At 65.0% G+C, this 18,358-nt stretch carries 18 protein-coding genes; 9 read left to right on the top strand and 9 right to left on the bottom strand.

The features are described 5' to 3' along the window. Positions 1–2: 2 nt before the first annotated feature. The 6 genes from L8G49_RS11795 to arsH all read left to right on the top strand — a co-directional run bounded on the left by L8G49_RS11795 (position 3) and on the right by arsH (position 4,574). Positions 3–770, top strand: coding sequence for an SDR family oxidoreductase (locus L8G49_RS11795; protein WP_242185897.1), 768 nt, complete (start codon positions 3–5; stop codon positions 768–770). A 1-nt stretch (position 771) separates the two neighbouring features. Beyond that, entirely contained in the window at positions 772–1,665 is an 894-nt protein-coding gene (locus tag L8G49_RS11790) for a glycosidase (protein ID WP_242185894.1), read from the top strand. Between the two features lie 97 nt (positions 1,666–1,762). After that, entirely contained in the window at positions 1,763–2,092 is a 330-nt protein-coding gene (locus L8G49_RS11785; RefSeq protein WP_242185892.1) for a metalloregulator ArsR/SmtB family transcription factor, read from the top strand. Between the two features lie 13 nt (positions 2,093–2,105). Continuing rightward, positions 2,106–2,531 (top strand): arsenate reductase (glutaredoxin), encoded by a 426-nt coding sequence (gene arsC / locus L8G49_RS11780; RefSeq protein ID WP_242185891.1) that lies wholly within the window; start codon positions 2,106–2,108, stop codon positions 2,529–2,531. After that, positions 2,531–3,817, top strand: a complete 1,287-nt coding sequence (locus L8G49_RS11775) for an arsenic transporter (protein WP_242185889.1) — start codon at positions 2,531–2,533, stop codon at positions 3,815–3,817. Before arsC ends, L8G49_RS11775 begins: the two co-directional genes overlap by 1 nt. A 10-nt stretch (positions 3,818–3,827) precedes the next feature. Continuing rightward, entirely contained in the window at positions 3,828–4,574 is a 747-nt protein-coding gene (gene arsH / locus L8G49_RS11770; RefSeq protein WP_242185887.1) for an arsenical resistance protein ArsH, read from the top strand. A gap of 64 nt (positions 4,575–4,638) precedes the next feature. Here arsH and L8G49_RS11765 read toward each other — a convergent pair whose 3' ends face one another. After that, positions 4,639–5,394 carry a hypothetical protein gene (locus tag L8G49_RS11765; RefSeq protein ID WP_242185884.1) on the bottom strand — a complete coding sequence of 252 codons (756 nt, stop codon included), beginning with the start codon at positions 5,392–5,394 and terminating at the stop codon, positions 4,639–4,641. A 401-nt stretch (positions 5,395–5,795) separates the two neighbouring features. Then, positions 5,796–7,097, bottom strand: coding sequence for a divalent metal cation transporter (locus L8G49_RS11760; protein WP_347272060.1), 1,302 nt, complete (start codon positions 7,095–7,097; stop codon positions 5,796–5,798). Between the two features lie 455 nt (positions 7,098–7,552). Between L8G49_RS11760 and L8G49_RS11755 the strand changes: the two genes are divergently transcribed. Continuing rightward, the gene (locus tag L8G49_RS11755) at positions 7,553–8,860 is read left to right on the top strand and encodes a hypothetical protein (protein ID WP_242185880.1); all 1,308 of its coding nucleotides are present in this window, start codon (positions 7,553–7,555) and stop codon (positions 8,858–8,860) included. Between the two features lie 85 nt (positions 8,861–8,945). Here the strand turns inward: L8G49_RS11755 and L8G49_RS11750 are convergent, their stop codons facing one another. From L8G49_RS11750 to L8G49_RS11720, 7 genes are all read right to left on the bottom strand, one after another. Next, the gene (locus L8G49_RS11750; RefSeq protein WP_242138877.1) at positions 8,946–9,785 is read right to left on the bottom strand and encodes an RMD1 family protein; all 840 of its coding nucleotides are present in this window, start codon (positions 9,783–9,785) and stop codon (positions 8,946–8,948) included. 44 nt (positions 9,786–9,829) lie between these two features. Continuing rightward, on the bottom strand, positions 9,830–9,976 hold the full coding sequence (locus tag L8G49_RS11745) for a hypothetical protein (protein WP_242185878.1): 147 nt from the start codon (positions 9,974–9,976) through the stop codon (positions 9,830–9,832). Between the two features lie 159 nt (positions 9,977–10,135). Continuing rightward, positions 10,136–10,708: a YkgJ family cysteine cluster protein gene (locus L8G49_RS11740; RefSeq protein ID WP_242185876.1), complete on the bottom strand. Its 573-nt coding sequence runs from the start codon at positions 10,706–10,708 to the stop codon at positions 10,136–10,138. 52 nt (positions 10,709–10,760) lie between these two features. Beyond that, positions 10,761–11,081 carry a hypothetical protein gene (locus L8G49_RS11735; RefSeq protein WP_242139261.1) on the bottom strand — a complete coding sequence of 107 codons (321 nt, stop codon included), beginning with the start codon at positions 11,079–11,081 and terminating at the stop codon, positions 10,761–10,763. A gap of 442 nt (positions 11,082–11,523) precedes the next feature. Continuing rightward, the gene (locus L8G49_RS11730; protein WP_242185874.1) at positions 11,524–13,866 is read right to left on the bottom strand and encodes a xanthine dehydrogenase family protein molybdopterin-binding subunit; all 2,343 of its coding nucleotides are present in this window, start codon (positions 13,864–13,866) and stop codon (positions 11,524–11,526) included. Continuing rightward, positions 13,863–14,861, bottom strand: a complete 999-nt coding sequence (locus L8G49_RS11725) for a xanthine dehydrogenase family protein subunit M (RefSeq protein WP_242185872.1) — start codon at positions 14,859–14,861, stop codon at positions 13,863–13,865. The genes L8G49_RS11730 and L8G49_RS11725 overlap by 4 nt, the downstream gene beginning before the upstream one ends. Continuing rightward, positions 14,858–15,364, bottom strand: coding sequence for a 2Fe-2S iron-sulfur cluster-binding protein (locus L8G49_RS11720; protein WP_242186103.1), 507 nt, complete (start codon positions 15,362–15,364; stop codon positions 14,858–14,860). The genes L8G49_RS11725 and L8G49_RS11720 overlap by 4 nt, the downstream gene beginning before the upstream one ends. Positions 15,365–15,801: 437 nt before the next feature. Between L8G49_RS11720 and L8G49_RS11715 the strand changes: the two genes are divergently transcribed. Both L8G49_RS11715 and L8G49_RS11710 read left to right on the top strand, forming a co-directional pair. Continuing rightward, positions 15,802–16,602, top strand: coding sequence for an SGNH/GDSL hydrolase family protein (locus L8G49_RS11715; protein ID WP_242185869.1), 801 nt, complete (start codon positions 15,802–15,804; stop codon positions 16,600–16,602). After that, positions 16,599–18,227, top strand: a complete 1,629-nt coding sequence (locus tag L8G49_RS11710; RefSeq protein ID WP_242185867.1) for an alpha-L-fucosidase — start codon at positions 16,599–16,601, stop codon at positions 18,225–18,227. Before L8G49_RS11715 ends, L8G49_RS11710 begins: the two co-directional genes overlap by 4 nt. Positions 18,228–18,358 lie beyond the last annotated feature (131 nt).

The following is an 18,358-nucleotide window of genomic DNA, read 5'->3' as shown; positions in this document are numbered from 1 at the left end:
CGATGTTCGATACCAGCGTGGCAATCGTGACGGGTGGGGAATCGGGCATCGGCGCCGCCTGCGCAAAAGCGCTTGGCGATGCCGGGGCGCGGGTCGTGATCACCTATTTCAAGGATGCGGCCGCGGCGCAGCGGGTATGCGAATCGGTCGGCGGCGAGACGCGCGCGATCGCCGTTCAGGCCGACGTAGGCGACGAATCCGCGGTGGCACGACTGTTCGACATGGCGGAAAAGACGTTCGGCACCGTCAGCCTGCTGGTCAATTCCGCAGGCCTGAACATGAGCGGCGTGTTGCTGGCGGACATGGAACTGGCACAGTTCGACCGCGTGATCCGATCGGATCTCTACGGCCCCTTCCTGACGTGCCGCGCGATGGTGCGGCGGCTCGAAGCGAAAGCGATGAAGGGGCGGATCGTCAACATTTCCTCGATCCACGAACGCGCGCCGCGCCCGGGCGGGGTGGATTACGATTCCGCCAAGGGTGGGCTGTCGCAGCTGACGGCGACGCTTGCTCTCGAACTCGCGCCGAAGGGCATCGCGGTCAATGGCGTCGCGCCCGGAATGATCCTGACGCCGATGAACCAGAGCGCGCTCGACAACGCCACCGAGCTTGCCGCCAAGGAAGCCGCGATCCCCTGGCGACGCGCCGGGCGGCCCGACGAGGTTGCGACGCTGGTCGTGTTTCTCCTGTCGCCCGCGGCCGACTATATCACCGGCACCACGGTGACGATCGACGGCGCATTGTCGCTCACCGTCGCGCAGGGGGCCTGACATGGCGGTGGACTTCAACGTCGAGCAGATCGATCCGCTCGGGATGGTCGGCAACGAGGCGGTCTCGCGCCGCGACCTGATGAGCCCTTACGTCTGGGGGCTGGATGACGGCAGCCACGCCATGCTGGTCCGTGCCGTACCGCGTCCTGGCGAGACGGGCGACACCGGCACGATCTGGTATGCGACGAGCAGCGACGGGCTGCGCTTCACCGCCAGCGATACGCCCGTGCTTGCCCCTGGCCCGGGCTTGGACGACATCGGCGGCTGCGAGGACCCTACCCCGGTGTTCCGAGCGGATGGCAGCGTGGTGATCTATTATACGGGCGTCGACGCTACGCACTCGCACGGCGAAATGTTGTACGCCACCGGTCCCTCGATCGACCGTCTGACGAAACAGGGGGTCGCCATGCAGAACACCCCGAGCCAGGGCAACATCAAGGAGGCCACGGTCGATCGCACCAAAGGCGGCGGCTGGCGCATGTTCTACGAGTTCGCGCGGGACGAAGCATCACTCGTCGGTCTGGCGATCAGCGATGGCATCGCGGGGCCGTGGACCGATGAGCGGGATCCGTTCGCGTCGCGGACGGACAGTTGGGATAGCTGGCATCTTTCGACTGGTCCGCTGCTGACGACGGACAAGGACCGCCCGGTGATGTTCTATAATGGCGCCACCCATGACGCGCGCTGGCGGATCGGGTGGGTCGCGTTCGATGCCGAATATACCACGGTCGTCGGGCGCTGCATCGAACCGCTCATCACGCCGCCGCCCGCGCTGGAACGAACGGCGACCGACATCGCATTCGCAGCCTCGGTGGTCGTCGTGGGCGAGCAGATCTGGCTCTATTACTCCCTGGCCGACACACATCTGTACCGCGCGATCCTCCGCCGGAGCTGAACCCCGACGAAACCGTACGATCCAGCTCATAGGGCAATCGTCCCATCGGTTTTCCCCGATGGTTGACGGTCGGAAATCGATCGTATAATCCCGATGGATGCTCACCGACGATGCCCTCGCCATTCTCGCCGCGTTGTCCCACCCGACGCGACTGGGCGCGTTTCGGCTGCTCGTTCGACAGGAACCCGACGGCCTTTCCACCGGCCAGCTGGTGGACCATGCGGGTCTCACGCAAAGCACTTTCTCGACGCATCTCGCGGTGTTGGCGAAGGCGGGGCTGATCACCTCCGAGAAGCGCGGGCGCCAGGTCATTCAGCGCGCAAACATCGATGCGCTTCGCGACCTCATGCTGTTCCTGGCGAAGGATTGTTGCGAAGGCCGTCCGGAACTGTGCGAGCCGCTGCTTGCCGAACTTACCTGTTGCTGACCGGAAGAGCGTCATGACCGACATCGTCATCTACCACAATCCTGCCTGCGGCACGTCCCGCAACACCCTTGCGTTGATCCGCAACTCGGGTGTCGAGCCGCATGTGGTGGAATATCTGAAGACCCCGCCAGCGCGCGCGTTGCTCGTTCAGTTGATCGCACGCGCGGGGCTGCAACCCCGCGATCTGCTGCGGGAGAAAGGGACGCCCTACGCCGAGCTCGGGCTGGGCGACGGTACGCTTTCGGACGCGGCACTGGTGGACGCGATGATCGAGCACCCGATCCTGATCAATCGGCCGCTGGTCGTCACGCCGCTGGGCGTCAAACTCTGTCGTCCATCCGAAGCGGTCCTGGATATCCTGCCCGACGCGCAGCTTGGCGCGTTCGCCAAGGAAGACGGCGAACCAGTCGTCGATGCCACGGGTCAGCGCATCGCCTGATGCTTGCGGCCCTGCTGATCTTCGTCGTCACCATTGTTTTCGTGATCTGGCAGCCGAAAGGGCTGGGCATTGGCTGGAGCGCGATGGCGGGTGCCGGCGTGGCATTGCTGGCAGGTGTCATCGGGTGGGGCGACGTGCCGGTGGTCTGGCACATCGTCTGGAACGCGACCGCCACGTTCGTCGCGATCATCATCATCAGCCTGTTGCTGGATGAAGCCGGACTGTTCGAATGGACGGCGCTTCACGTCGCGCGCTGGGCCGGCGGCAAGGGTCATCGACTGTTCGCGCTCGTGGTGCTGCTGGGCGCTGCCGTGTCTGCTTTGTTCGCCAATGACGGCGCGGCCCTGATCCTGACGCCGATCGTGCTCGCGATGCTGCGCGCCCTCGGCTACGGGCCAAAGGCCACGCTGGCATTCGTAATGGCGGCCAGCTTCATCGCTGACACCGCCAGCCTGCCGCTGGTGGTCTCCAACCTCGTCAATATCGTCTCCGCGGACATCTTCCGGCTTGGTTTTGGGGCCTATGCGCTGGTGATGCTGCCGGTCGATCTCGCGGCGGTCGGCTCGACGTTGCTTGTGCTCTGGCTATATTTCCGGCGCGACATTCCAGCCGGCTACGACGTGGGAAAGCTCCGTCTGCCCGGCGCTGCGATCCGCGATGCTGCCACGTTCCGCACGGGTTGGGCCATGCTGCTTCTGCTGCTCATCGGCTTTTTCGTCCTTGACCCGCTCGGCGTTCCGATCAGCGCGGTCGCTGCATCGGGGGCGGCGGTGTTGCTGGCGGTCGCCGCGCGCGGTCATGTCATCGCCACCCGCAAGGTGCTCCTCGGTGCCCCGTGGCAGGTCGTGATCTTCTCGCTCGGCATGTATCTCGTCGTTTACGGTTTACGCAACCAGGGGCTTACCGACTATGTCGCTGTCCTGCTGAACCGAGCCGCAGCGGGTGGGGTATGGGGGGCGGCGTTTGGCACCGGGATCCTTACGGCGGTGCTTTCGTCTTTCATGAACAACATGCCCACGGTCCTGATCGGGGCGCTATCGATCGAGGCGAGCCACGCGACTGGCGCGGTCCGCGAAGCGATGATCTACGCCAATGTGATCGGCTGCGACCTCGGACCCAAGCTAACGCCGATCGGCTCGCTCGCGACGCTCTTGTGGTTGCACGTGCTCGGGCAGAAAGGCGTGCCGATTGGTTGGGGGTATTACTGCAAGGTTGGCGTCGTGCTGACGTTGCCGGTGCTGCTGGTCACGCTGGCGACCCTCGCCCTGCGGCTCACGCTCGTCTGAAAGGTTCGCCATGTCCCGGCTCCGAACATTTGCTGACCCTGACCATCTTCCGGCGCTGGACCGGTCGTTCGTCCTCGACCGACCCGGGCTCGGCTTGGGGGCGGACCAGCCACCGCCGCGCATCCTGCTGCTCTATGGCTCGTTGCGCGCACGGTCGTTCTCGCGGTTATGCGTGGAGGAGGCTGCGCGTCTGCTGACGCTGTTCGGCGCCGAGATTCGCATTTTCGATCCATCCGACCTGCCTCTGCCCGATCAGGCGCCAGGCGACGACCATCCGGCGGTGCACGAACTGCGCGCGCTATCGCTATGGTCCGAAGGGCAGGTCTGGTGCAGTCCAGAGCGGCATGGCCAGATCACCGGGGTAATGAAGGCGCAGATCGACCATCTGCCGCTGTCGATGGGTGGCATGCGCCCCACCCAAGGCCGGACACTTGCCGTCATGCAGGTGTCGGCCGGGTCTCAGTCGTTCAACAGCGTGAACACCTTGCGCCTGCTCGGCCGCTGGATGCGGATGGTCACGATCCCCAACCAGTCCTCGGTCGCGATGGCGTATAAGGAGTTCGGCGACGACGACCGCATGCGCGCCTCCGGCTATTATGACCGGATCGTGGACGTAATGGAGGAACTCATCCGGTTCACCCTCTTGGTGCGACCGCATGCCGCACAACTGGTTGACCGCTATTCCGAGCGCAAGGCCGCTGGTCCGGCCGTAACGCCCGCGTCCGAACCGGCCGCACGGGCCACGGGCAACGGCTAGTATTTGAGGAATGCCGGGTTCGTCAGCGGTTCGCTGACCAGAGCCAGGGCGCCGATCGAAGAGATCATGCCGCCGGCTTCGCGAAACACCATAGCTCCTTCGCCAGCAACCGCGGTCGCGGACACACGCCTGCGGGCAAGGGAAGCCGCGATCCCGGGCGCCAGAGCCCAAGGCGCTGCTGAAGATTGGGCATTTCGGAGTCGAGGACCGCCAGCGGGTTTCCATCATCGTAGCGGGTCGCGCTTCGGTAGCGGAGCGTCTGCCTATACCGCCCGCCGGCACCGAGCTGGTTGACCGTGATCCAGAAGCCGAACGGGGCGTTGCGCGTGGGCTCGGCGGAGAGGATCGCGCCGCGGAGTGGCCCTGACTCCACATAGCGGATCTCCTGATTATTGTTTGCTCCCGTCTGCTTCGCGTACACGGCTACGAATCCGTCGCTGGCAGCGTCGAACACGAGCGCCGTGGTCGCAACGCGCTGATCCCCGTCTCCGCTGTGCAGGCTTGCCACTTGAAGCAACAGGAGCGGAACGTCGGGGCGCGGATGGACGACGCGGGCGTCGTTGAGGAAATGCGGCTCCGTATAAAGGTCGGTCTTGTCGGTAACCGTCAGCAGCCGGTTCAGGCTGGGGCGGCATGTCTTACCTGCGTCCCGACTGATGCACAGCCGAACGACACCCGGCGCTTTCTCGGCCGGATCGCCGAGCGGGTCGGAAATCTCGGGACCTTGCGACGCCGTGAACCGCCAGTGCCCGCTCATGGCGAATGCCCGGGAGAGATCGATCGACGACAGTATGGCATCGGCGGGGGAATGCGCTGCCACGCCGCCGGTCGCATGACTTCCGCTTGATGCAAGGCATAGGGCCCCCGAGAGGACTATGATGACACCGCGTGCACGCATCCGACGTCTCCGGCAGATCCCGTCTGCATGGCATGCTCGTGCGAACAGGCCGCCGTGTCCAGCGGAATTCCGGAGGCTTGGACAACGGCGATTCTCTACGCTCGACCCGGCATCTGCACGTCCGGACGGGTTCATGACCGGCGACGGATATCGCGCGTTCGTCCCCTGATCATGGGTGAACCGTGGGTCATAAGCGAGCGCAGCGCGCTGGCGACGGCCAGACTGGCGTTGAAGAGGACTGCCGGATGGACGCCTTCGGACGCGACGTGAAAGCGCGGTGTCCTGTTCCGTCGGCCTCTGGTTGCTGCGAGCCACAGGACGGCTCAGGCCAGAACGAAGAAGCCTACCGATGCCGCCCCCATGACTGCGGTTGCAACCCCTCCGGCGGCGGCCATGGCGGGACTGAGTGTAAGCCGTCCCATGACTCGCTTGTTCATCGCGATCATGATCATGACCGCCATCAGCGGCGCGGCGAGTACGCCATTGACGACCGCGCTCCAATAGAGCGCCTTGATCGGGTCGATGGCGGTGAAGTTGAGGGCCGCGCCAGCCAGCGTCGCGACCGCGATGACGGCATAGAACGCGCGCGCCTCGCGCGGCTTGCGCCGCAAGCCCGACGTCCAGCCGAACATTTCGCTGACGCCGTAAGCGGCAGACCCTGCAAGGACCGGGATCGCGAGCATACCCGTGCCGATGATCCCGAGCGCAAACAACCCGAAAGTAAACACGCCAGCGATCGGCCGCAACGCTTCGGCCGCCTGCGACGAGGTCTGGATATCGGTGATGCCGTGGGCATGCAGCGTGGCCGCCGTCGCGATGATGATGAACAGCGCGATCAGGTTGGAGAACCCCATCCCGACGATCGTATCCGCCCGTATCCGGGAAAGCTCGGCAATCGCGGTTTTCGGCGTGACGCACAGCGGCTTCACATGCCGGCGATGCTGCTCCTCCACCTCCTGCCCGCTCTGCCAGAAGAACAGATAGGGGGAGATGGTCGTCCCGAGGATCGCCACCAGCGCCATGGCGTGCGCGGCGTCGAACGTGAAGGACGGGAACAGCGTGGCGGTCAGCGCCGATCGAAGGGAGACGTGCGAGGCAAACACCACGCCGACATAAGCGAACAGCGACAAGGTCGACCATTTGAGGACCGCCGCATAACGCGGATAGTCCATGAAAACCTCGAGCAGAACGCAGATGATCCCGAACAGCAGCGTGTAGATATGCTCCGGTCCCCCGATCAGCAGGCCGACCGCTGCCCCCATCGCCCCCAAATCGGCACCGAGGTTGATGACGTTGGCGACAACGAGCAGCAGGACGACCAGCCGCAGGAGCGATCGCGGATAATGCCGCCGAAGGTTCTGCGCGATGCCGACGCCGGTCACGCATCCGATCCGTGCCGCTATCTCCTGCGTCACTACCATCAAGGGATAGCTGAACAGCATGATCCACTTGAGGCTATAGCCGAACTGAGCGCCCACCTGGCTGTATGTTGCGATTCCGCTGGGGTCATCATCGGCCGCGCCCGTGACGAGGCCGGGGCCCATGACGGAGAGCGCGCGTTCGGCCCAGGGTCGACGATCCTCGACGGCGGCAGAGGGTGGAGTCGCTTCGTCAGAACCGGTCATTGCGGCCTCCTGCGCCCACATCGGCAGGGACGTCGCGCGAAGCAACGCCTACAGGGTCCGACGGTGGACCGCATTTGAATTTACGGACATGTCATCACTCGACCGATCGTGTAGCGGTCGGACCGGAACCTGCGCTTGCTCCTTCATCCCCATCGTCCCGAGCGGCGCTGCGCTCTTATGACACGATCGCGCCATCAGCACGCTTCGCTCGAGCTGGCGACCAGCATCGCGGCGAAGCGGGTAAGTCTGAGCGCAAATATTTCCTATTGCTTGTCCCCTTTATCTTGCGGGCGCAATATCTCCATCGAATCAAACCGGACACACTGGATCGCTGGGCAATCCACAGTATTGCTGACACTCGGCTGGTTCGCCATCATGCGACCAAACACCCTGGTTTTGCATTTACACTCTGCCTCGGAGCGAGCGCCATGTTCCACCGCAGCGGACCGTGTATAATGATCGCAGCGATGTTTTCTTGTGCCTCACCTGCTGCGTCGCGCGCCAGAACGGCCGTGCCTGTCGAACGCTTTCTTGCCAGTATCGGCGTCAATACGAGCTTTCCGGATCGTGGCCAATCGCTCGAAAAAACCATCGACATGCTGAAATTTGGTGGATTCCGATGGGTCCGCGCAGGCATCGAGGGCCTGTCGGACGACGGACCGTCGACAATCCGCACCATGCTGAAAATCCATCGGGCCACCGGGGTCACGTTCAGTTGGGGATTACTCAGCGGCGGCACGGACATCGCCAAACTCGTTGCTACCGGGCGGGTGCTTGCCCAGTCCTCGGCTCTGCTCGCGTTTGAGGGCAATAACGAGCCCAACAATTGGCCTGTCACCGTGGATGGCGTCCCGGGCGGCGGCCGCGGTCTGTCGTGGCAGCCAGTCGCACGCCTGCAGCAGCGGCTCTACGCCGCCGTCAAGGCCGACCCGCAGCTGGCACGCTATCCGGTGTGGTCGATATCCGAGGCTGGCGCCGAAACGGACGACGTCGGCCTGCAGTTCCTGACCATTCCGCCCCGCGCGGGGTCGGCGCTTCCAGCGGGCACGCGCTTCGCCGACGCGGCGACGCTGCACAATTACCCGAGGCGGACCTCGCAAAGCCCCCTCCCCGACAACCTCGCCTGGAACGCGGCAGATCCCTCGGTCGCTTCACAAACTGACGGACTTTACGGGAATTACGGCAGCACATGGCGCAATCACTTCAGGGGCTATAGCCAGGCTGACCTCGATCGCCTGCCCCGCGTCACGACCGAAACCGGCATCACCCTGAGCGGGATCGTGAACGAGGAAACGCAGGGCGCCGTGCTGCTGGATATCTATCTCGCGCAATTTGCTCGCGGGTTTTCGAACACGTCGGTCTATATCCTGCGCGATCGGACGGACGAAAGCGGCAACCAGACCTTCGGCTTCTTCCGTCCGGATTATACGCCACGCAAAGCCGCGGTCTATTTGCACAATTTTACATCCATCCTCAACAGACCAGGTCCCGGCCGGAGACATGCCGCGCTGGACTATGAGATCACCGCCCAGCCCGATACCGTCCATGATCTTGCATTGACGGGGCGCGGCGGCCGTTCGTTGCTCATCGTCTGGGACGAGCGTGGTCACGGAGAGGATCACCCGGTCATCGACCTCAAAGGAAAGCACGCCATTGCCGTGTACGATCCGACCGTGGGCGCGAGGGCGATCCTGCGGATGGCCGACTGCTCCCATCTGCAACTCAGCCTTACTGATCATCCCGTCATCATAGAGCTCAACTGAACTGGGGCTGATCGTTGCAGTCGGGCGTCGTCGCCAACGGCGCACGTGCCAAGGCTCCATCTGCCGCCGATCGCCGGATCGCCTTTCAGTGCCGCCATAACTCGTAGATGTTGAGGACGACCTCGAAGGCAATCAAGCCGATCACGGCAAGCTCGAGCCTCAGCGAACGCTTGTCCTGCACCAGGTCGAGCAGCCATTCCGCCGCGTCACCGATGACCTCGAGCTTGCGTTCCATCGCACGCGCGCGGTCACCCAGTTCGAACTCGGCTTCGAGGCGCCCATAGAGGCGGTCGAGCTCGGGATGGTCCCATAGCAGGTCCGGCTTCTCCACGATCTGCGCGCGACCGACGACGCGGTGCTGCGCTGCGAGGACATCGCCGATGCTCCTCATGACCCGCCGGATCGGCATCACCGCGCGACCATGGACGCGCAGCTCGTGGATCAGCGGCTCGACGCGATCGAAAGCTTCGGCAATCCGCCCCTCGTCCCGCGCCAGCACCACGCTTCTGGCGACGACGGTGGCGGTCAGCAACAGACGTTCGCGCGACGCTTCCTTCAACCGGATATGCCCGTCCGCGCTGACGGTCTCTTCGCGGTCCGGGTGGATCTCGATCCAGGCGGTTTCGGTTTCCGGCGTGGCCAAGGGTTCGATCACGTGGTCGGAGAGCTGCGCGATGAAGCGGCGTTCCACTTCGGCGGACGCCCCGATCAGGACGAGAACGCCATAGCGGAACACGAATGCCGCTCCAACGCCGGACAGGTGGAGAGTCTCGGGTTCGACGAAATCGCGCAGATGGCGGGTGTCGACACGCGTCCCCAGCAGAAGCGCGCGGACGTCCCCGCGCGTGGGTTCGCCCGGCAGCGCGGCACCAAGCACCTCTCGCACGCCGACGCTGATCGTGCGCAGGGATCCGCCTTCAACCATGTCGTGTCAGCACCATGTGCGTGCCCTTACCAGCTTTGCGGCCGTTACGCCGCGATCAAATGGTGCGCCGCGCCGAATGCGTGCGGTGCAGACGCAACGCGATCGAGCGCCTGCAGCGTATCCCCAACCGGCCCTTCCGCACGATCGCCGTTCGCGGATGCCGCGACGATCCGGCGCCCGCGGTCATGCACGCACCCAGACGGATGAAACGCCAGCGTACCACCACGCCGAGGGGTGCGCTGGCCCGACCACCCGCATGGCACCTCTGCGGCGGCGTTATATCCGAAGTCCTCACACAACACCCTCCCTGTGCGTTCGGATGTCCCGGGTCAGCCGACCGACAGAAAAGCTCAACGGCCGTGAGTTGGCATGAAGACGCCGTAGCGCTCGCGCCAAGCGCTCACTTCGTCCTCCAGGTGTGGGGGCGCGGGTTCTCCCGAGAGGACGAGGCGTGCGACATCATCGTCGGGGTGCAGCAGCATTTTCGACGATCCGTCGCTGAACCAGACCGGAATCAGTTGGTCGCACAAGCTGTCGAGCACGACGGCAGCCATGCCGTTCTCGATCGCCTCGCTGCCGGCCAGCACACGGACATTGATCGAGACGCCTTCAAAGCAGTTCTGCGGCGCACGCACGAAATTGAGTGAGACGAGCAGCCCGGACCGATCGGGGCGGGCGTCCTCCGGCATGGTCGCAACCCGTCGCCACGCGCAGAACCATGTTCGACAGATGTGCGGGCGTTCAGCGTGGATGCGGCACCCGCCTTCGAAGAGGTTTTCGCAAGGCTGTCCCGCGGGTTTCTTCAAGTCGGGCGTATCGATCGTGAGCACGGTGCAGCACGCGGTGCAATCGCCGCAAGACCGATCGGCCAGGACCGGCCCGAGCAAGGTGGTTTCGACGTCGGTCTCAGGCGCCGAGCGCATCGGGGGCCTTCAAAGTCTTCCGAGACTGAAGAGCTTGCACGGCATGCACGCCTTACGCGCCCTCGGCATCTACGGTAAAAACGATCGGCCTGCCGCGCGACAGCGGGTCCCATCCGGCCAGTAAGGCCGCGCGCACGCCTCGCGAAACGGTCGCGGTATCGACTTGAAGACGACCCCGTTGCAGCCCTTTCAACAGCCGTTTGGGCGGCGGGAATTCCAGCAGGGCCTCGCGCTGCGCGTCGCGCTGGATCAGGGAAATCGCCATCCCTTTCCAACCGTCGTTATCCGACCATTTCGGCTCGCGCTGAAGTTCCCAATCGTACTGGAGCCCATCCACCTCGACGGTGCCTGTATTGCTTCTTGAGTTTGACATGGTCCCGTCCGTAGCATGTCGATCGGCCCATGCCACGCGTTTGGCGCACGATACGCATCATCAGGGGATACCCCGCTGCTTGGCCTGCCGCGCGATCGCTGATGGTCGCGCTCTGGACAGTCCGCCCTCGGGCATGACGCGTTCCGGGTGCAGCATGGTATCTCTGTCTTCGTTCCGTCCCTTCCGGGGATGGGTTGCGCGTTGAGGGTATCTCACCGAGCGTCAGCTCTGCTAGACTGCCCCACCCCAACCCCTCCCCTGAAGGGGAGGGGCTTTTTGCGGCTTGAGCTTCCCTGGCCAGTTTTCTTCAGGCGACGGTTTTGTCGATCCGCCGACCAAATAGTAGGCGCTCTCGGGCAAGTGTCCCTACTCGCCCCATTCGCGCCGGATAGACGCCTGCGCAACCATCGCCCGGCCGTGTCCGCAGCGATGGGTTCGACCGTTACAACAGCTTGTCCAGGGTGATCGGCAGGTCACGGACACGCTTGCCGGTCGCGTTGAAGACCGCGTTCGCCACCGCGGCGGCTACCCCGGTAATGCCGATCTCGCCGATGCCATGCGCACCCATCGGGGTATGCGGATCGGCGATATCGGTCCAGATCACGTCGATCTCAGGCACGTCCAGGTGAACCGGCACGTGATATTCGGCAAGGCTCGGGTTCATGATCCGGCCATTGCGTTCGTCGAACTGGGTTTCCTCCATGAGCGCCATGCCGAGCCCCATGATGATGCCGCCGCGAAACTGGCTGCGGGCTGTCTTGGGGTTGAGGATCCGGCCGCAGTCGAACGACCCGAGAATGCGACTGACGCGAGTTTCGCCGGTTACCGCATTGACGCGCACCTCGCAGAAGATCGCGCTATGCGAATGCATCGACCAGTGCATCAGCTCCAGTGGCGGTGAGGCCTCCTTGCTGACAACCAGTTCGTCCCGCTGCGCGCGCTCGAGGATCGAGGCGTAGCTCTCGCGTCGTGAGCGGTCGTCGCGTTTGGCAAGGCCGCCGTCTTCGCTCCCCACCTCGTCCGGGGACAAGCCGGCGAGCGGCGAATCATTCCCGGCGAGCTTGAGCAGTTCGGCGACGAGCGCATTGTGCGCGGCGATCACCGCGGCCCCGATCGCCGCGGTCTGTTGCGAGCCGCCGGCCATGATCGCGCCGGGAATGGTCGAATCGCCGTAACCGACCTCGACCTGGTCGAGCGAGAGGCCCAGCCGTTCCGCCCCGACGATCGCCGTCGTGGTAGCCGTCCCCATCCCCATTTCCGCAGCGGCGACCTCGATCCTCGCACGCACGGAAGCGCCGTCGCGTATCAAGGTAATCCGCGCCGCGGCGCCGGGCATCCGGTAATAGGGGTAGGTACCGGTCGCACAGCCCATGCCGATCAGCCATTCCCCCTCGCGGCGGGTCCCGGGCACGGCACTGCGCTGATCCCAGCCGAACCGTTCCGCCCCCGTTTTCCAGGCCTCGACGATATGGCGCGACGAAAAGGGCAATCCGGAGGTGGGATCCTGCTCGGGCTCATTGCGAATGCGCAGCGCGATCGGATCCATGCCGAGTTCGACGGCGAGTTCGTCCACCGCCGATTCCAGCGCGAAGGTGCCGACGGACTCACCCGGTGCCCGCATGAAGGTGTTGGCCAACATGTTCATCTTGGCCACCTGCACCTGCAGCTTGATGTTCGGGCAGGCATAAGCAGCGCGCGTCCCCAAAATGAAGGGTTCGGGCATGTTGTTATGCGGCGTCATGATGGACAGGCCGCTGTGGATCAACGCCTCGAACCCGCCGTCGGCCTGCGCGCCCAGCGCGACGCGTTGCTCCGTCAGCGTGCGCCCGCCGACCACCCGGTAGACGCCTTCGCGCGACAGCGTCATGCGGACCGGCCGTCCCGCGAGCTTGGCCGCGGCGGCACCCAGGATCTGATGATCCCACAAGCCCTTGCATCCAAAGCCGCCGCCGACATACGGCGAGGTCAGGCGCACCTGTTCCATCGTGAGATCGAATACGTCGCCGATCGTCTTGGCCTGCGCGGTCACCATCTGGCTCGCGTCATGCAGGACCAGCCCGTCCCCGATCCAGGCGATCGTCGCGGCATGGGGCTCGATCGGATTGTGGCTGTGGCGCGGCGTGCGGTAGACGTGATCGACGGTGTGCGGTGCCGACGCGAGCGCAGCTTCGGCATCGCCGATCTTGTTGAGCAACGGCTGGCCCATGAAGAGCCCCTGCTCGATTCCGTTCGCCTTTGCCTCGTCGAGCGACGTAGTCGACGGTTCACGGGCATAGGTGACGTGGATGAGCGACTTGGCGTGGTCGGCCTGTTCCTGGGTCTCCGCCAGCACGACCGCGACGGGCTGGCCATTCCAGTGAACGCGGTCGTCCTGCATGATCGGCAGGTCGGCTGGCCCGACGGCGGTCGGCGACGCGCCGAACACCGCCGGTGGGTTCATGCGCGGCGCGTTGAGGTGCGTCATGACCAGCACCACCCCGGGCGCGGCGACAGCAGCATCGGTGTCGATCGCGGTGATCCGCCCGCGCGGGATCGTCGCATAGGCCAGCGCGGCATAGACCATGTCGTCAAACGAGAACTCGGCTGCGAAGCGCGCCCCGCCGCCGACCTTGAGCGGACCATCGATCCGCGAGACGGGGGTGCCAATCTTGCCGTGCTGATGCGCGATCAGAGGATCGGGCACGCCACCCGGGATCCAGCTGTCGGGCGCGAGCGGGACCAGCTTGGCCATTGCGCCTTGGACGAGGCCCTGTGCGGTGCCCTTGACGGTTTCGACGATGCTCATGCTGCTGCTCCGGCGGGTGCGCCCGTCAATTCCATGAGGACGGCGGTGAGGGTGCGGGTCGCGAGTTCGGGCTTGAAGCCATTGTCGCGCAGGGGCTTTGCGTCCGCAAATTCGGCGATTGCGGCGTCACGGAACGCCGCTTCGGTGGCGGGACCGCCACGCAGTACCGTTTCGGCCTTCAGGGCGCGCCACGGCTTGTGCGCCACGCCCCCGAAGGCAAGCCGCACGTCGGTGATGCGATCGCCCTCGATTTCCAGAGCAGCGGCGACGGAGATCAACGCGAATGCGTAACTCGCGCGGTCGCGGACCTTGCGATACGTCGATCGTGCCGCGAACGGCATCGCCGGGAGTTCGATCGCGGTGATCAGTTCGCCATGGTCGAGCACGGTGTCGAACTCCGGCGTGTCGCCGGGCAAGCGGTGGAGTTCCGTGAAGGGCAAGGTCCGGCGGCCTCCATTCCCCTGCAGATGCACCGTCGCGTCTAGGGCTGCGAGCGCCACGCACATATCGGAGGGATGCGTTGCCACACAGGCGTCCGACGCACCCAGAATGGCATGGATGCGGTTGAACCCCCCGCGCGCGTCGCATCCCGATCCCGGGCTGCGCTTGTTGCAGAGCGACCCATCGGTGTCATAAAAATAGGCGCACCGCGTCCGCTGCAGCAAATTGCCGCCGACCGTCGCCATGTTGCGGATCTGTGCCGACGCACCCGCCAGGATCGCACGCGACAGCATCGGATAGCGGGTGCGCACCGTGCGGTGCTCGGCAAGGGCGGTGTTGCGGACCGCCGCGCCGATCAGCAGTCCGCCGCCGTCGGTTTCAACGATCGTGTCGGCAAATCCGGTGACGTCGACGACCGTGGTGGGAGTCGCCACCGTCTCGCGCATCAGATCGACGAGGTTGGTTCCTCCCCCGAGATAAGCGGCGTCCTCGACCGCACCGAGCCGGAGGGCTTCAGCGGAGTCGCCCGCGCGGGCATAGCTGAACGGCGTCATGCTACCATCTCCGTGGCGAAGGCGTCCTGGATCGCCTCGATGATCCCGTTATGCGCGCCACACCGGCACAGGTTCCCGCTCATCCGCTCCTGCACCTCCGCGCGCGTCAGCGTCACGTCCGCGGCGAGATCGACGGTGACGTGGCTCGGCACGCCGCGCTTCGCTTCGGCGGCCATTCCGATCGCCGAACAGATCTGTCCCGGCGTGCAATAGCCGCACTGAAACCCATCATGCTCGATGAATGCGGTTTGGAGCGGGTGGAGCCCGGTCGTGTCGGACAGGCCTTCGATCGTGGTGATCTCGCGGCCATCGTATTGAACCGCGAGCGCGAGGCAGGAGAGGATCCGCGCGCCATCGACCAGCACGGTACAGGCACCGCACGCGCCCTGGTTGCACCCCTTTTTGGTACCGGACAGATCGAGATGTTCGCGCAGGAAGTCCAGCAGCGAGACCCGGGGGTCGCCCGGCCCGGCGACGGCCGTCCCGTTCACAAAGATCGACATCATGACCTCCTGCTATTGACGTTTGAGCTTCGTGACGCGACGACCACGCCGCCGCATGGGTACCGCGATGGGCACCCCTGGACTTTGAATACGCACCATTTCGAGCGACTCGGCACTGCATTGCCTTTTAGCATGTCGGGCGGTTTGCGCCTCCTCTGCGGAAGCCGCGTTCTCGGGCTGTTGGTCAAGCAGGGTCACTCCACCGCCCAGCAAGCGCGGCGCGCGCCGGGTTCCCTCCGGCCAACGACGCGCCGGGTCCGGCCCGGTACGAGTGATCATGCCCACATGCTCCGACGGAACTCCTTTTCGCGCTGCGGCGCCGACGGGAGTAGTTCATATGCGCAGATACGCTGTATGCGTGCACCCTACGGCCCGGAGTCGCCCTGCGCAGGCGCGCTCGCGATCGACCGGGTGGCAAGGCGTTGAGAGGATTTGCAATGACCCGTTCCATGTGGATGCTGCCACTGTTCATCGCTCTGGCAAGCACGGCCTCTGCGCAAACCAGCGTACCGGGCGACGTTCATGCGTCCGATCCGGTCGGGATTGTCGCAGACCCTTGCCCCCAGCATCCCGATCCCACCTCCGGTGCCGGCTGGGAGGCCTGGAAGCTCCACATGATGACTCGCGATTTCGCGCAGCTCTGCCGCTACGCCGCTGCCAACCGGACGCTTGCCAGGAGCGGGGCACCGGTCCGGGTCGTCTTCATGGGCGACTCGATTACCGACAACTGGATCCATTCGGACGCGGCGCTCTTCAGCAAGGGCGTGGTCGACCGCGGCATCAGCGGACAGACCACGCCGCAAATGCTCGCGCGCTTCCGCGCCGATGTGATCGCGCTGAAGCCCAAGGCAGTACATATCATGGCCGGCACCAACGACGTCGCGGGCAATACGGGAGCCGCGACGATCGAGACGGTCGAAGGCAATATCGCGAGCATGGCGGAGCTCGCCCGCGCCCATGGCATCAAGGTGATCCTTGCCTCGGTCCCGCCCGCCGCCGCTTTCCCGTGGAGCCCCTCGAAACAGCCGGTGCCACAGATTGCCGCGCTGAACGCCTGGCTGCGCGCATATGCCAAGGCTGAGGGGTTCGGCTATGTCGATTACTTCGCCGCCTTGGCGACGCCCGAAGGCGCAATGAAGCCGGGGCTTGCCAGCGACGGCGTCCACCCGACCGCGCAAGGATATGCCGTGATGCGCCCGCTCGCGCTCGCCGCCATCGCGCGAACGCTCGGCGAGTGAGGCTCAACCGACGCTCGATCCTCGCCGGCATGGCCGCGCTGCCGATGGCACGCGGCGCGCTGGCGCAGAGCCCGATGGGGCTTGCGCGCGGTCCGGTCGAACCCAACTGGCCGTCCCTCGTATCCAACTATCGCTATCCCGACTGGTTTCGCGACGCCAAGCTCGGCATCTGGTCGCATTGGGGCCCGCAATCGGTGCCCGAGCAAGGCGACTGGTACGGTCGGTTCCTGTATATGCAGGGCCATCCAATGTACGCGCATCATCTCGAGACCTATGGCCACCCTTCGGTCACCGGGATGAAGGATATCCAGAACCGCTGGACCGCCGACCGCTGGGACCCCGACGCGCTGATCGCGCGCTACAAGAAGGTCGGCGCGCGCTATTTCATGGCGCTGGCGAACCATCACGACAATCTCGATTGCTACGACAGCCGTTATCACGCGTGGAATTCGCTGCGTGTCGGCCCAAGGCGCGACGTGGTCGGGACGTGGGCGAAAGCCGCGCGCCAGGCCGGCCTCAAATTCGGCGTATCGAACCATTCGGCACATAGCTGGCATTGGTACCAGACCGCTTATGGCTACGACCCGACCGGCCCCAAGCGAGGCGAGCGCTACGACGCGTTTCGGCTGCGCAAGGCCGATGGCGCGGGCCAGTGGTGGGACGGGCTCGATCCGCAGGAACTCTATACCGGTGGTCATGCGGTGATGCCGAACGGGATCGATACGATCCCCGGCATGGAAGCGTGGCACGACACCCATGACGGCCAGTGGATCGAGACCGGCCCCACGGACGACCCCGCTTACGTCACCAAATGGCTGTTGCGGCAAATCGACTTGGTCGAGAAGTACAAGCCCGACCTCGTCTATTTCGATGATTACGGCCTGCCCTTCGGGTCGATTGGGCTCGAGGCGGCGGCGGATTACTACAACCGTTCGATCGCATGGTCGGGCAAGATCGATGTCGCCTTGTTCGCCAAGCAGCTCAAGCCGCACGAACGCTTCGGGGTGGTGCAGGATGTCGAGCGCGGCTTTTCCGACCATCTGTGGGACGAACCGTGGCAGACCGATACCTGCCTCGGCGATTGGTTCTACAACGTCGCCCGCTTGAACGACAAGAGCTACAAGACCGCCGAGCAAGTGGTACAGCGGCTTGCCGATGTCGTGTCGAAGAACGGCAATCTGCTGCTTTCGGTCCCGCAGCCAGGCCATGGCTCGATCGACAGCGAGGAAGAGAAGATCCTGGACCAGCTCGGCGGCTGGACCGCGATCAACGACGAGGCGATCTTCGGTTCGCGGCCATGGCGCGTCTATGGCGAAGGCCCGACCCGGCTGGCCGCGGGCATGCAGAATGAGGCCGGCGCGAGCAGCTTCACGCCGCGCGACGTCCGCTTCACCACGAACAAGGGCGCGCTTTACGTGCTGTTCCTGGGATGGCCGGTGGGGACCGCGTCCGTCGCGTCGCTCGCCCATGGACGAATGTCGGGTGTGATCGAGCGGGCGACCTTGCTCGGCGGCGGGCCGGTAGCGCACCACCAGGACACGACCGGACTGCATTTCGCCATGCCACACCAGCCCGTTGGCGGGTTCGTACCGGTGATCCGGCTCGACGGGCGCGGGTTGGTATAGCCTTGGCTGCCTGGATTTTACCTCGAAGCGACAACACCGGACGACGCCGGACCGACCGCGAGAATGATCTGACTCATCCGGGTGCGGGCGCTGCCCTGCCCCCGTTCCGGCTCAGGCAACCGCTGCATCGA

The sequence above is a fragment of the Sphingomonas sp. CARO-RG-8B-R24-01 genome (assembly GCF_022662295.1).
In the GTDB taxonomy this organism is placed as follows: Bacteria; Pseudomonadota; Alphaproteobacteria; order Sphingomonadales; family Sphingomonadaceae; genus Sphingomonas.
This window is presented reverse-complemented; position numbering and strand designations above follow the sequence as displayed.

What these genes read in the sequence shown, in the direction of transcription:
- L8G49_RS11785 (WP_242185892.1), top strand. Translation starts at nt 1,763, where the DNA reads ATGCTCACCGACGATGCCCTCGCCATTCTCGCCGCGTTGTCCCACCCG.
- L8G49_RS11725 (WP_242185872.1), bottom strand. Translation starts at nt 14,861, where the DNA reads ATGACGCCGTTCAGCTATGCCCGCGCGGGCGACTCCGCTGAAGCCCTC.
- L8G49_RS11715 (WP_242185869.1), top strand. Translation starts at nt 15,802, where the DNA reads ATGACCCGTTCCATGTGGATGCTGCCACTGTTCATCGCTCTGGCAAGC.
- L8G49_RS11775 (WP_242185889.1), top strand. Translation starts at nt 2,531, where the DNA reads ATGCTTGCGGCCCTGCTGATCTTCGTCGTCACCATTGTTTTCGTGATC.
- L8G49_RS11760 (WP_347272060.1), bottom strand. Translation starts at nt 7,097, where the DNA reads ATGACCGGTTCTGACGAAGCGACTCCACCCTCTGCCGCCGTCGAGGAT.
- L8G49_RS11740 (WP_242185876.1), bottom strand. Translation starts at nt 10,708, where the DNA reads ATGCGCTCGGCGCCTGAGACCGACGTCGAAACCACCTTGCTCGGGCCG.
- L8G49_RS11750 (WP_242138877.1), bottom strand. Translation starts at nt 9,785, where the DNA reads ATGGTTGAAGGCGGATCCCTGCGCACGATCAGCGTCGGCGTGCGAGAG.
- L8G49_RS11795 (WP_242185897.1), top strand. Translation starts at nt 3, where the DNA reads ATGTTCGATACCAGCGTGGCAATCGTGACGGGTGGGGAATCGGGCATC.
- arsH (WP_242185887.1), top strand. Translation starts at nt 3,828, where the DNA reads ATGTCCCGGCTCCGAACATTTGCTGACCCTGACCATCTTCCGGCGCTG.
- arsC (WP_242185891.1), top strand. Translation starts at nt 2,106, where the DNA reads ATGACCGACATCGTCATCTACCACAATCCTGCCTGCGGCACGTCCCGC.
- L8G49_RS11790 (WP_242185894.1), top strand. Translation starts at nt 772, where the DNA reads ATGGCGGTGGACTTCAACGTCGAGCAGATCGATCCGCTCGGGATGGTC.
- L8G49_RS11735 (WP_242139261.1), bottom strand. Translation starts at nt 11,081, where the DNA reads ATGTCAAACTCAAGAAGCAATACAGGCACCGTCGAGGTGGATGGGCTC.
- L8G49_RS11720 (WP_242186103.1), bottom strand. Translation starts at nt 15,364, where the DNA reads ATGTCGATCTTTGTGAACGGGACGGCCGTCGCCGGGCCGGGCGACCCC.
- L8G49_RS11730 (WP_242185874.1), bottom strand. Translation starts at nt 13,866, where the DNA reads ATGAGCATCGTCGAAACCGTCAAGGGCACCGCACAGGGCCTCGTCCAA.
- L8G49_RS11755 (WP_242185880.1), top strand. Translation starts at nt 7,553, where the DNA reads ATGATCGCAGCGATGTTTTCTTGTGCCTCACCTGCTGCGTCGCGCGCC.